The sequence below is a fragment of the Comamonas sp. HJ-2 genome (assembly GCF_053615495.1).
Window position 1 is genome coordinate 1 of the sequence record NZ_JBSIFD010000005.1, and the last position, 13,311, is coordinate 13,311.

General features: G+C 61.4%; 12 protein-coding genes. 7 read left to right on the forward strand and 5 right to left on the reverse strand.

Annotated features, from left to right (window positions below; translation table 11 throughout):
* The coding region (locus ACWGXF_RS05845) for a hypothetical protein (protein WP_452101758.1) at positions 1-524 on the forward strand (524 nt) is incomplete at its 5' end.
* A gap of 89 nt (positions 525-613) precedes the next feature.
* On the forward strand, positions 614-1,105 hold the full coding sequence (locus ACWGXF_RS05850; RefSeq protein ID WP_059439666.1) for a class I SAM-dependent methyltransferase: 492 nt from the start codon (positions 614-616) through the stop codon (positions 1,103-1,105).
* Positions 1,106-1,612: 507 nt separating this feature from the next.
* Here the strand turns inward: ACWGXF_RS05850 and ACWGXF_RS05855 are convergent.
* Positions 1,613-2,920: a tyrosine-type recombinase/integrase gene (locus ACWGXF_RS05855; RefSeq protein WP_059439668.1), complete on the reverse strand. Its 1,308-nt coding sequence runs from the start codon at positions 2,918-2,920 to the stop codon at positions 1,613-1,615.
* A 659-nt stretch (positions 2,921-3,579) separates the two neighbouring features.
* Between ACWGXF_RS05855 and ACWGXF_RS05860 the strand changes: the two genes are divergently transcribed.
* Positions 3,580-4,758, forward strand: coding sequence for a COX15/CtaA family protein (locus tag ACWGXF_RS05860; RefSeq protein WP_452101759.1), 1,179 nt, complete (start codon positions 3,580-3,582; stop codon positions 4,756-4,758).
* Positions 4,759-4,782: 24 nt separating this feature from the next.
* A complete protein-coding gene (gene cyoE, locus ACWGXF_RS05865) occupies positions 4,783-5,688 on the forward strand; it encodes a heme o synthase (RefSeq protein WP_452101760.1) in 906 nt (301 codons plus the stop codon).
* 287 nt (positions 5,689-5,975) lie between these two features.
* Here the strand turns inward: cyoE and ACWGXF_RS05870 are convergent, their stop codons facing one another.
* The 4 genes from ACWGXF_RS05870 to ACWGXF_RS05885 form a co-directional block, all read right to left on the reverse strand.
* Positions 5,976-6,953, reverse strand: a complete 978-nt coding sequence (locus ACWGXF_RS05870) for a c-type cytochrome (RefSeq protein ID WP_012838687.1) — start codon at positions 6,951-6,953, stop codon at positions 5,976-5,978.
* 17 nt (positions 6,954-6,970) lie between these two features.
* A complete protein-coding gene (locus ACWGXF_RS05875; protein ID WP_034361443.1) occupies positions 6,971-7,690 on the reverse strand; it encodes a c-type cytochrome in 720 nt (239 codons plus the stop codon).
* Between the two features lie 185 nt (positions 7,691-7,875).
* Positions 7,876-9,702 carry an ATP-binding protein gene (locus ACWGXF_RS05880; RefSeq protein ID WP_452101761.1) on the reverse strand — a complete coding sequence of 609 codons (1,827 nt, stop codon included), beginning with the start codon at positions 9,700-9,702 and terminating at the stop codon, positions 7,876-7,878.
* Positions 9,702-10,376 carry a response regulator gene (locus ACWGXF_RS05885; protein ID WP_003062385.1) on the reverse strand — a complete coding sequence of 225 codons (675 nt, stop codon included), beginning with the start codon at positions 10,374-10,376 and terminating at the stop codon, positions 9,702-9,704. Before ACWGXF_RS05885 ends, ACWGXF_RS05880 begins: the two co-directional genes overlap by 1 nt.
* Before the next feature lie 237 nt (positions 10,377-10,613).
* On the opposite strand from ACWGXF_RS05885, the gene ACWGXF_RS05890 reads away from it, so the two are divergent.
* From ACWGXF_RS05890 to ACWGXF_RS05900, 3 genes are all read left to right on the forward strand, one after another.
* Positions 10,614-11,981 carry a prolipoprotein diacylglyceryl transferase family protein gene (locus tag ACWGXF_RS05890; RefSeq protein WP_256630720.1) on the forward strand — a complete coding sequence of 456 codons (1,368 nt, stop codon included), beginning with the start codon at positions 10,614-10,616 and terminating at the stop codon, positions 11,979-11,981.
* Between the two features lie 56 nt (positions 11,982-12,037).
* Positions 12,038-12,883: a thiol:disulfide interchange protein DsbG gene (gene dsbG / locus ACWGXF_RS05895; RefSeq protein ID WP_452101802.1), complete on the forward strand. Its 846-nt coding sequence runs from the start codon at positions 12,038-12,040 to the stop codon at positions 12,881-12,883.
* 76 nt (positions 12,884-12,959) lie between these two features.
* Complete coding sequence (locus ACWGXF_RS05900; RefSeq protein ID WP_452101762.1) at positions 12,960-13,310, forward strand: DsrE family protein; 351 nt, start codon at positions 12,960-12,962, stop codon at positions 13,308-13,310.
* Position 13,311: the final 1 nt, after the last annotated feature.

Below are 13,311 nucleotides of genomic sequence, written 5' to 3' on the forward strand. Positions count from 1 at the left end.
GCCTCTACATCCCACCAGGAAAGGGATACCGCCATGTCTGCCCCGCCTGCAAGACGGTCAAAGACGTTATCCCGCCGGACTACTCCCTCACCCTACCCGATCCAGTCAGGCGGACCGTGGTGCAGGGCTGGAAGCTGGTGCCTGTGGAGCCGACAGAAGCCCAGCTGGCAACTGTTCGCAGCCAGAAAAGCCATCCGTGTGCACCAGATCGCTGGGACTCAAACAACCGGCGTATGTACATGCGAATGCTCGCCGCGGCGCCACTGCCACCAGGGGAAGACCCCCAACACCTGACGGACGGCGAAATCATTGCTGCCCAAGAAAGCCTTATCGCGGCCAAAGATGCGCTGTATCGCTCACGTATCGGTCTGCAGTGCTCGCGCTGCAAAAAAGGGACGTACCGCGCTGACGGCAATGGGTACTACGACTTTCACCGCTGTGACAGCTGCCGGCACGTACCCATGTGGGGCAGCGATGGCAATGAATTCGGAATCCAGGAGAAACGAAATGGCCCGTCCATCTAAACGAGAGATCCGCCGCGCTCGCCAAGAGAAGCAGCAAAACCGCAACCCCGAGCCCCGCCACTGAGCGGGGTTCTTTTTTGGAGCAACGCATGAACCCAGCGGTTCTTGATGCCTGCTGCGGCAGTCGAATGATGTGGTTCGACAAAGCAGACCCGCGCGCGGTGTTCGTGGATCAGCGCCGCGAAACCATCACCGTCACTGACAACTCACGCGGCAATGCGACTGGCCAGCGCGTGCTGCGCATCGAGCCCGACTGTCTGATGGACTTTCGCGCTCTGACCTTCCCAGATGGGGCCTTCAAGCTAGTGGCGTTTGATCCGCCTCACCTTGTCCATGCGGGACCGAAATCATGGCTTGGAGCCAAGTACGGAAAGCTAGGACCAGACTGGCGCGAAGACCTGCGCCAAGGCTTTGCCGAGTGCTTCCGCGTGCTGGAGCCAGGTGGGACCTTGGTGTTCAAGTGGAACGAAACGCAGGTGAAAGTGAAAGAAGTCCTAGCCCTGACACCAGAGAAGCCACTGTTCGGTCAAGTCAGCGGCCGCTCGGGAATGACTCACTGGCTCGTTTTCATGAAGCCATGACCCAGGCAACCAGCGCCAGCACCGTGGGCCTGCCAGAAGACAAGGCCTACATAGCCCACCACTTCAACTGCCCTACTTGCTGCGCTGCTGGTCTATCCGGCGGCAAACAGGCGCGCTGCCCCCAAGGCCAAACGCTGTGGGACGCATACAACCGGGCCACTAGCTTCAGCAACTAAGCCAGCAGCACCCTTCATGCACTGCTCCGCGCCGGAATGCTGGACGGCATTAATCACCAGCCCAGTGAGGCTGGCCGCAAATATTTCACCGCACCGAAAGCGAAATCATGACTGCTACAGCTACCCCATTCCCCTTCATTATTCTGTCCAAGGAGGCCGCGGCGAAGGCCTTAACCATTTCCATCACCACTTTTGAAAGCGAAGTGCGCTCCAAGCGATACCCTCCGGCGCGTGAAATCTCACCTGGTCGCATCGGTTGGCTGTATGAAGAGCTGTTGGCTGTGGCTCGTAACCTGCCCGTGTCACACGGACTGCCGCCACGCAACAGCGGTTATGGGCGTGCAGGCAAAGCCAAAGAAGCCAGTTCCTCCAGGCGCTGATCAACCTTGCCGAGCCAGTAAATGCGCTCGGCATCATAGGAGTAGGCGTTGTAAGTGCCTTCGATCTTCTCTGGCATATGGCCCACGATGGCCTCGGCAATCTCCTTGGGGCAGCCTAGCGCGGAGAGCATGGTGCGTGTTGTGCGACGCAAGTTATGAGCACTCCAGTCCGTCACAGGCAAGATCTTTCTCACTCGCCCCTTGCGCTTTGACTTCGGACTATATGGCTGCAAGTCGTAGAGGTATCCCGAAAAAGTATGGGTGCTATAGCGATTGCCTGTGGCACCCACAAACAAATTGCCTTCATCGTCTGCCTCCCTGCGGCGACGTTGAATTATTTCTCGGGCCCGGCCAAGCAGCGGAACCCGTAAGTCTGTCGCGTCAGGGAAGCGCGCATTCTTGGTCAGCGCCTTCGGGATCGTCCACCACAGGACGCCATCCTTTTCAGCAAGGTGCTCGACATTCATCCCAAAAATCTCAGATCCTCGGGTACCCGTCCACAAATACAGAATGACGGCATCCCTGCCGATCACATGCATATTGGGCAGCCAATTCAGCAGCACACCAATTTCGTCGTCGGTCAAAAAGCGCCTACGCCGGCCGATGTGCTTGCCACCCATCTTCTTCCCCTTGGACAGCAAGCGCCCTTTCTGGACTGATCGCCACCAGTTCGGCGTTTCCCCAGAAATACGGCCTGCGTCTAAGGCATAGTCCCAGGCACCGCCAAACATGGAGCGCAACTTCTGCGCTGCACATGGTGCGTCAATTTTTTTGTCTTCAAGGATTCCAAAGGCGATCTGTCGAGTGACGGAGTCTGCGGGCATGTTGGCGAAATCTGGGTTCGCCTCAAACAATCGCAGAAAGGCACTTTTCGCGGCAGCCAGACCTTCAGGCTTTCGCGAATGGGCCAGGTGCCCGTCCACATAGTCCTGCGCCAGACGCTTCACGCTATAAACAGCCTCTTCCTGGGGAAGCAAAGCCTTTTTGCTCTCTTCTTTGGCCTGCTTACGCTGCTCAACAATATTGACACCCGCCTCACGGTCAGCGCGGTACTTTGTCCATATGCCAAGCGCCTCCTGAATGTTCATCTCAGGCCAAGACCCCAGCTTGACCTGCTTGAGGCGACCGGCAACATCTCGATAGCGATAAGTCCAAGTCTTGGACGATTTAACTGCCACAAGGCGTAGGCCTGGGCATCCCTCAACGGCTAGCACCTCACCGGGTGCAAGCAGCTTGGCTGCGCGAACGTCAAAGTACATAACTTCCTGAGCCCTCGGCCTTAGCCTCAACCAAACCCAATCAAACTCGTCCGTATAGGGAAAAGAGTCAGTATAGGTTTTAGTATAGGTTTTGTGGAATTTATGCAGTTTTCAGAGGGAAACTGCCGTTCTACCATTGAACGACACCCGCGTCTGCGACGAAGCCACGGCTGCAGCTGTCTTCGACACGCTCACAGTTCCAAGCTGCGAGCTTGGGCTATCGTACATCAAGGCTGTGTAGCCTCCGTTCAAAATCGGAGCATTTTGGCAATTTTTTGCCTCGGAGTTTCCCCGAAAGCAGGGTTTTGAGGACCAGCCTTTCTTCCTCGTTGTTAGGGACACTCCGGTCACGACTGCCTAGCCTCAAATCACATGGGTAAAATTGTGCGGGATCAAAGAGCCTGCATTCAACTGCTGCTCCAAGCGTCGAGCAAAGTCCTGGTCCTGGAGCACGCAAGTCTCGCTACGGGCAAGCAGGTTGCTCTCGTTTTGCGCTTGACCAAGATCTTCAATAATTTCTGTAAATACTGGCCAAGTACTGACCGCCCCTGCCGAATCATGCCGCTTTGCTTCTGCGATTTTTTCCTGCCCGCTGACCGCCGTGCCTTGTCTGAAGCACAGGCGGCTGAACGATGGAAGCCGGCCCGCGGAGCTGCGGCATGACGGAGCAGCAGCTTTATGACCTGGCTCCTGCGCTGGAGCTGATGGCTTTCGGTCTGGTGCTGGCCCTGGGGCCTTTGTGCTGGGTCTGGTGGCGCAGTCGCGGCACCGGCCCCGGCAAACGTCTGCAGGCCCTTTGCGTGCTGACGCTGTTCCTGACCTTCGATCTGGTCTTGTTCGGCGCCTTCACACGGCTGACGGACTCGGGCCTGGGCTGCCCTGATTGGCCTGGCTGCTATGGCACGGCCAGCCCTATCGCAGCACATGCCCAGATCTCCGAGGCGCAAGCCGCCATGCCGACCGGCCCGGTCACCCATGGCAAGGCCTGGGTGGAAATGATTCACCGCTATCTGGCGACCACGGTCGGCGTGCTCATCATTGCCATGACGGTCATGAGCTGGAAGCAGGCGCGGGCCGCCAGACGCAAGGGTCAGCACGCGCCTTTCAGCGGCGCGGCCAACCCCTGGTGGCCGACTCTGGCTCTGGTATGGGTCTGCATACAGGGCGCTTTCGGCGCCTTGACGGTCACCATGAAGCTGTTTCCGGCCATCGTCACCCTGCATCTGCTGGGCGGTACCGGCTTGCTGGCCTTGCTGGCCATTCCGGCATCGGGACTGAGCCAGCAGCAGGCCGGTCGCTCTGCGGCCCCGATTGCCGGACGCTTGCGCATCGCGCTATGGCTGTGTCTGGCGCTGCTCATCGTCCAGGTCAGCCTGGGCGGCTGGGTCAGCACCAATTACGCCGTGCTGGCCTGCACGAGCTTCCCCGGCTGCCAGGGCAGTTGGTGGCCGGCCATGAATTTTGCCGAAGCGCTGCAGATCTGGCGCCCGCTGGGCATGCTCAAGGACGGCAGCCACATCAGCTTCGAAGCGCTGACCGCGATCCACTACACCCACAGGCTGGCAGCCTATGTGGTGGTTCTGGCTCTGGCCAGCCTGTGGCGGGCATTGCGCCATGCCCCTGCACTGGCCAAGCAGCGCCGGCTGCTGGGATTTTTTGCGGTGCTGCAAGTTCTGACGGGTCTGTCCAACGTGGTGTTGGACTGGCCCCTGGTGGCGGCCGTGCTCCACACCGGTGGAGCCGCGGCCCTGGTAACGATTGTGGTCTGGAGCCTGGCCGTGACGCGTAGCCATGCCGTCACCGCCCCCGACCCTGAAATGGCGCACCGCCCTGCCTGAGGCATAGCGCAAAAGAGTGATTGCATGAGTCAAAGTGAAGCCTTGTTGAACAACACCTCGCGAATCAGCCAGTTCTACGCGCTGACCAAGCCGCGCGTGGTGCAGCTCATCGTGTTCTGCGCCCTGATCGGCATGGTGCTGGCCGTACCCGGCTGGCCCACAGCCAATCAGTGGATCCATATGGGCGTCGCCTGCATCGGCATCTGGCTGGTGGCGGCTGCCGCTGCGGCCTTTAACTGCCTGGTGGAACGTCATATCGATGCCAAGATGAAGCGCACATCATGGCGTCCCACGGCGCGCGGCGAACTCTCCAGTCAGCAGGCACTGGCCTTCTCGGCCATTCTCTGCATGATTGGCGCCACGATCTTGCTGGTCTGGACCAATGCGCTGACGATGTGGCTGACACTGGCCACCTTTGTCGGCTATGCGGTGATCTACACCGTGGTTCTCAAGCCCGCCACGCCACAGAACATCGTGATCGGCGGAGCTTCAGGCGCCATGCCACCCGTGCTGGGCTGGGCCGCCATGACGGGCAATGTCGGCCCCGAGGCGCTGATTCTGTTCCTCATCATCTTCCTCTGGACTCCGCCCCACTTCTGGGCACTGGCCCTGTATCGTGTCGAGGACTACCGCCAGTCCGGCCTGCCCATGCTGCCCGTGACCCATGGCAGCGAATACACACGCCTGCAGATTCTGCTCTACACCGTTGTGCTGTTTGCGGCCGGTCTGCTGCCCTTCATGTACGGCATGAGCAGTTGGCTGTATCTGTTCGCGGCTGTCGTTCTGGGTGCAGGCTTCATCGCCTATGCCGTGGCCCTGTACCGCAATTACTCGGACGAGCTGTCGCGCCGCACCTTCCGTTTTTCACTGCTTCACCTGAGTCTGCTGTTTCTCGCCCTGCTCGTGGATCACTACCTGTTCATGGCCTGATCTTTCAAGCCCCGCCATTGCAAAAGCCCGGCTCGCCGGGCTTTTCTACGTCTGTCGGAAAGTGATCTTCCCGTGCGTTTCGAGTCTAGGTTTGGGTGCGGACTCAATGGATCTTGTGCAGCCCAGCCAAACCATGGGTTCCGTGACCAGGACGCAACGCACCGCCGACGGCTCAACGGCGGCTTGGCCAGACACCCACTCTGATCACCCCGATCACCAAAAAAGGCCAGCCCCGTCTACAGGGCTGGCCTTGAGCCTGCATCCGGCAGACCTAATCAAGCGTCCATTTACAGACCCTTGAGCAGCTTGCCGTTCACTTCCTTGCCGTACATGGAGTATTGGCCATGGTGCTTTTCGGCCGTGGCCTGCAGATTACCGTTGAAGCGCGGATCCTGGCCACGCTCCTGGCTGTTGATGAAGGTCGCCACATCCCAGGCTTCCTGATCGCTCAGCGTTGCATTGCCGTAGGGCATGTTGTTCTTGATGAAGTTGGCCGCCTTGTCGATGTCATGCATGCCTGCACCCCAGTTATAGGAGTCCTTGCCCCACAGCGGCGGGAACACGGCCACATCGCCGACAAACTGGCCCTTGCCGTCTGCAGCGTGGCATAGCGCGCACTTGGCTTCATAAACCTTGGCACCGGCTTCATAGGTGGGAGTCTCTTCGGGCTTGCCCGCCTTCTTGAAACCTGCACCGGGCAGCTTCTCGCCCGTGGGGGCCTTCTGTGCCATCCAGTAGGCATAGGACTCCAGTGCCACCAGAACGTCATGACCGTCGTCCGGTGCCTTGCCGTTCATGGAGTACATGAAGCAGCCGCGCACGCGCTCGGCAAAGGTGTCCACATGGTCGGTCTTCTTGCGATAGGCCGGGTACATGGGGTAGGCCCCCCACATGGGGGCTGCGCCCTTCAAACGACCTGCGTCGAGGTGGCAGTTGGTGCAGCTCAGCGGGTTGCCCGAGAAGCCTACGGCATTGACCGGCGTGCGTGTGAAGATCGCTTCGCCACGGCGCACCCACTCGCCCATGGGGCCTTCCGGATAGTCGCTGACGCCAGGAGGGGTGAATTCACCGGGCTTGGCTGCCACGGTCACGGCCTTGGCGTCTGCAGCAGGCGCGGCCACCTTGGCTGGTTCTTCAGCCTTCTTGGGGCTGCTGATGCTCATGCCATACCAGAGCGCGCCGCCCAGACCGGCGAACAGGCAGGCCACCACCGCGTATTCAGCGAGATTGGAGCTTTTGGAAGCAGTTTGTTGTTTGTCCGACATTGTCAACTCCCGAACTCTTAAGGCTTGGCGGTTGCTGCGGCAGCAGCGGGGTTGTGCAGGCGCTGGTAGTACGCAGCAACGGCCTTGACGTCATCAGCCGTGAGCTTCTTGGCCACAGCCCCCATCAGACCCAGTGGGCCGGCCTCGCGCTGCCCCTTGTTCCAGGCATCGATCTGACTTTGCATATAGTCGGCAGATAGATGGCCGATGGCCGGAAAGTCCTTGCCCACGCCCACGCCACCGGGGCCATGGCACTGCGCACAGGCAGGAATGCCGTCGGCCCAGCGACCACGCTCGACCAACCAGGCACCGCTATCGTCGCTCTTGCCGGGCAAGGCACCACGCACGCTCTTGATAGGCAGTTGCAGGCTGGCGTAATAGACGGCCACATCGGCGCGTTCCTGCTCGCTCAAGGCCTTGGCCATGGGAGCCATGACAGCGGACTGACGGGCTCCAGCCGCCAGCTGGTTCAGCTGACGCTCCAGGTAACCGGCGTGCTGGCCCGCCAGCGCGGGGAAGCCAGGCTGGCCCTCGCCCTTGGCGCCGTGGCAGGTGACGCAGGCAGCCGCACCGCCGGCCGAGCCGGACTGAGCGATCTTTGCACCGGAAGCGACATTGCCGTTCAATGCAGCCTTGGCGGCAGCAGGTTCTTGCGCCCAGGCGCTGGTCGCCATCAGCATGGAAATGCCGACAGCCACCCACGACCGGGGCAGAGTCTTTGTGTTCAAGCGATTCATCTTGGGAATGGAGGTTTAAGCGGCTCAGATCTGCCGCACATCAGGCGTGTGCTGAACGCCGACGTCTGACCTGGAATGTCACGGGCCAAAGCAGCCCAATGACAGCAAGCACATTGCCCGAAGATACTTATAGAAGATTAAGAGCCAATTAATGCTGCAAACAATTGGCCCCCCAATCTGACTAATCAGTAATCAGGCGGCGCAGCACAGGACTTCACCGGCAGGCATAAACGCACCACCAGCCCTGTCGCCGCTTCTGGCGCCATGCCGTTGTGCACCTGCTCGAATGCATAGCCCTTATGCTGCTGCCACTGGGCCAAGGGCAGCAGCTCCAGCTCACCGTCGCTGCACTGTGCAATGCGCTGCACTATCGCCAGCCCCAGACCGCTGCCATGGGCCTGATGCTGCTTGCGCCAGAAGCGCTGGGTCGCCACGGCACAGTCCTCGCTGCTCAGCCCGGGCCCATGGTCAATCACCGTGAACTCCACATAACCGGCAGGATTGACAGGCATCGTCTGCGGCTTGTCGCCGCCGACCTGCGCCAGCTGCGGAATGTGGCGCAGGCCGAGCAACACCGCAGAGTCGCCCGGCTCGCCACTTGCCTGCTGCCCATAGCGCAAGGCGTTTTCCATCAGATTACGCAATGCCGACACCAGCAAGGGCTGAGGCACGGCCACACGCAAGTCCTGCAGCCTGGCGTCATTCAGGGCTTGCCGAGGCAACCAGCGCAAGCGCAGCGAGCCTGAAGGAATGGCCGTGGCGGCCAATCCCCAGGCTTTTTCCAGAGCCTCCCACGCACAGGCGGGCTCGCTACCGCAGGCCATGGCGCGAGAGCCTCCTGCACCTTCGCTCACCGGCTGGCAATCCAGCCTGGCCAAGAGCAGCAATTGCTCCAGCGTGTGCTGCAAATGCTCCACGCCCTCCCCCGCTTGCTCCAGCGCCTGCCGGGTCATCTGCCACTGTGCGGTCTCCGAAATCGGCCTGGGCGCAGCATCCTCTTTGCCAGCGCCGGGCTGATCCCTCAAAGCGACCATCTGAGACCCCGCATTGGCCACCGCCATCTGCGCCACCTGTACATGGGTTTTGACGGCAGTCAGCGGAGTGCGCAGCTCATGGGCGGCATCGTCGCTCCAGCGACGTTCGCGCTCAATGGCTTTGTGCACGCGCTGCAGCAGGTGATTGATGGTCTGCACCAGTGGCGCAAGCTCCTTGACCTGCCTGCCTTGCGCCACGGGCGAATCATCTCCGGGCGGACGCTCGCTCAACTCCTGGCGCAGCGACTCAAGGGGGCGCAGGCCGCGTGTCACCCCCCACCACATCAACACCATGCTGGCCAGCAGAGCCAGCACAAAGGGCAGGATGATGGTGTAGGCGAAACCATGTATCAGCCCCTCGCGCACATCGATGCGGTCGGCCGTGGCAATGCGCACGCCATGCTCCTCAAGCACATAGGTACGCCAGGGCTTGCCGCCCTTGGTGATGCTCGAGAAGCCCAGCGGCAGCGGCCCCTGGAAGCTGGGCGCACCCGCAGTGCGAGCCAGCACCTGAGAATCGGTAGGCTCGGCCGCCTGCTCGGAGGCCGTATCTGCGGAGTCCTCGGCGCGGCCGGTCTTTGCAGTTTTGGCGCGCGGTGCATCCAGCGGAGATGCCGGAATCAGTGCCGGGCGAGCCGCCTTGCCGCTCGCCTCGTCCGACACAGCATCTGCATCCGGATCCATAACATCATGCGTAGGTGCGGTATGCACTTCGCTGCGAATCATGCTGACCTCGCAAGCCACACCATCACGTGCCACCACATTGAGCATGGGACCCCAGTCCTCGGGACTGGTGTTGTGCGGCTTGAACTGGTGAACAATGCCCGCCACCATGCGGGCCGATGCAATCAGCCGGTCGTCGAGCACGGAGCGCAGCTCATGCCTCATGTCGGCAAACATCCATGCCGCCACACCGCCCCACAGAGTGCACAGCGCCAGACACAACCAGACCAGCAAACGGACCCGCAGGCTGCGCATCAGCAACTGCCTCCCTGCACGCGCCCTAATCTGAAGCCCACACCACGCACGGTCTCCACCATGTCCGAGCCCAGCTTGCGACGCAGATGGTGCACATGCACATTGACCGCGTTGCTTTCCACATCAAGGCTGTAGCCATAGAGGCTGTCGCGCAGTTGCTCCAGGCTCAGCACTCGCCCGGGCGACTGCAGCAGCGCGCGCAGCAACGCCCATTCACGACGCGACAGGTCCACGATGCTGCCCTCCCGTATGGCCTGGCCAGCGGCCAGATCCACTTTGACATCGCCCAGCACAATCCAGTCCACGGTACGCCCCGCCGCCCTTCGCAGCAGCGCATGCAGCCGCGCCGCCAGCTCGTGCAGATCGAAGGGCTTGACCAGATAGTCGTCAGCTCCGGTCTGCAAGCCTTCGATGCGCTGGTCCACTGCATCACGTGCGGTCAGCACCAGCACTGGCAGCTCCAGCCCCTGACGGCGCCACCGCGCCAGCAGATGCAGACCGTCCTCATCGGGCAGACCCAGATCCAGCACACATACATCGAAGTGGGAGGATTTGAGCGCCGCATCAGCCTGGCTGGCGCAACCCACCACGTCCACGCCAAAGCCCTGTAGCTGCAGGCCCGCCTTCACCCCGCTGGCGACCAAAGCGTTATCTTCCACTAACAGCACATGCATTTTTTCACTGCGCAACCGCCACCCGCACCATCACATCCGGAGATGTGAGTACCCGTTACGCACCTTGTTTATCCGAAGCGGTCGAGCATCGCAGATTTGTCTTTTCGCAGCGTTAACCCCTGCTTAATCCCTTGCGCCCAAGATGCGGGCTGCCTCATCCAAGACACTCAGCCACCACCATTCATGTCTCTTCGCTCTGCCGCAGCCCTAGCTCTGCTTTCAGTCCTGCTGAAGGGGATGACTGCCTGGGCGCAGCCGCTGACCCTGCCCGGCCTGAGTGCCGACAAGCCAGCTGCGCAACCCGAAGTCCTGACTGCCGAACAGGCTTTCGAGCTGGTCCACACCGAGCAAAGCGCCATCCAAACAGAGGCTGATGGCCGCCGCCTGCTGGAGTTGCGCTGGAACATTGCTCCTGGTCACTATCTCTACCGCGACCAGTTGCGCCTGCTCGATGCTCAGGGTCAGCCAATACCGCTGCAGATTCCTGAAGGTCGGACCCTGAGCGATGCCTTTTTTGGCCGTGTGCAGGTCTTTCACCGGGAGTTGCGCATTCAGGCCGCGCTGCCTGAACGGCCGGCGCAATGGCCGCTGGAGCTGCAATGGCAGGGCTGTGCCGAGATAGGCATCTGCTACCCGGTACAGCAGCAGAGCATCAGCGCCGCTCAAGCAGGCATGGACGGAAATGCGGATGCCCCGACTCCAGCCCTTGGCGAAGGCAATACCGAAGCAGCTCAACCCGGCTTGTTGCAGGCACTGGCCTTGCCCGCCAGTGTGCGGATAGGCCCTCTCGCTCTGCCCACCATGGCTCTTGCCGCATTTCTGGCATTGTTTGCCAGCCAGTGGTGGGCGCGGCTCAGGCAGCGGCAAAGCAATCAGCCTGTAGAGACTGTGCTGCTTCAGGCCACGCTTGCCGGACTGGTGGCAGCGCGCACGGCCTACGTCGTGCAATGGTGGCCCGAGTACTGGGCGCCCGTGAGCGCATCTCCCGCCAGCGTGCTGCAGATTCTGGATATTCGCGACGGTGGCTGGAACCTTTGGGCCGGACTGCTGGTGGCGGTTCTCTGGGCAGCCTGGAGCTGCCGCAGCCATGCACTCCTGAAACGTGGCGTGCTGCAGTCCCTGGGTGTGGGTGCGTTCATCCTGATGGCAGCTTACACATTGCGAAATTGGGTTGAGCCTTCAGAGTCTTCACTCCCCTCTCTGACGCTGATCAGCGCTGCCGCTCAGCCCACGGATCTGCGCAGCTACGGCGGTCAACCGCTGGTCATCAACCTCTGGGCCAGTTGGTGCCCGCCCTGCAAGCGCGAGATGCCGGTACTGGCCCAAGCGCAAAAAGACCATCCAGGTGTGCGTTTCATCTGGATCAACCAGGGTGAAGACGCCGCTGCAGTGCTGCGCTATTTGCAGTCCATGCCTCTCCCCCCAGCCCAGGTGCTCCTGGACCCAGAGCAGCTCGCCGGTCAGCACTGGCAGCAGCGCGCCCTGCCATCCACCTATTTCTATGACGCGAACGGACGCCTGCGGTCCACGCGTACGGGGGAGCTCTCTCGCGCAAGCCTGAGCGAGCAGTTGCGCATCATTGCGCCTCCAACACAGGCCCCATGACTCAAGATGGACAAAGGTTTATCGTGCCACGTTTACAGCCCCTGTCACGCCAATTGATGGCGCTGATTCTCCCCATCTTCGCTGCAGCCGCAGCCACCGTAGTCGCCGTGGCCTATACCCGCGACGTGATTGCCGCCAGTGGCGCTGCAGCAAGCGGTGCGGCAAGCAGCGACCTGCCCTCAGCGCAGTTTCTCGCCGAGCAAGGCCTGCAGATCGTGGGCCCCATGCAAAGCGCCGGCGGCCTCAAGGCCTGGGCCGCCTACCGCGACCAGCAGCCCATCCCCATCTACCGCATGCCTGACGGCAAGCACTGGGTGATTGGCACCGTCATCGATGCCCAGGGCAAGGACGTCAACGCCAAAGCCTTGCACAACGCCGTGCAAAAGCCCATGGGCCAAGAGTTCTGGACCGATCTGGAGCGTACACACTGGATTGGCGACGGCAAGCCCGATGCCGCCCGCATCGCCTATGTGTTCACCGATCCCAACTGCCCTTATTGCAACCAGCTCTGGCGCGATGCCAGGCCACTGGTGCAAGCTGGCCAGTTGCAGTTGCGCCATATTCTGGTGGGCATGCTGCGCCCCAGCAGCGAAGGCAAGGCCGCCGCCATTCTGGCCTCTAAGGTACCCGAGCAGGCTCTTGCCAGCCATGCCATGGCCTATGCCGACGCTCATGGCAAGAATCCCGATGTCCTGGGTATTGCACCGCTGCAGCGCATCCCCCTGTCGGCCCGCGATGCACTAGCCAACAACGCCGCGCTGATGAGCAATGCAGGCCTGCGTGCCACACCCGCGACGATCTGGAAGAATGCCCAGGGGCTGGTGCAGATCCGCACCGGCATGCCGCCCGGGCTACTGGACGAGTTGATGGACAAAGCTCCCGCCAAGTCGCCAGCACATTAGGATTCAAGTCACCGCATAGCCCCTGCACAGAATTTGCAAGCGGCTATCATCGCGCTAGCAAATCTGCCCCAACACCATGAGCCGACCTGACTGGAACACCCTGCTGCCCGCCCTGCGCCCCAGCACCCTCATCGTGCTGCACGCACCCAGCACGCAAGCACTGGTCCGCGCACGCGGCAACTTCAAGAACCTGAAAGCCGCCAACCCCGAGTTGGAAGTCTGGATTGTCGTCAATGCCCAGGCCGTGCAAGCCGTGCTGGACCAGCCGGACGACATGGGTCCTGCTCTGGCACATGTGCTGCTGTGCCCCAACACGCTCAGGAACGCCGGCATCAGCGCACCGGACAATATTCAGGTGCTGCCCATGGGCGCCGTCGAAGCCATCGCCCGCATGCAGCAAGGTGGCTGGACCTATATCCGCAGCTGAG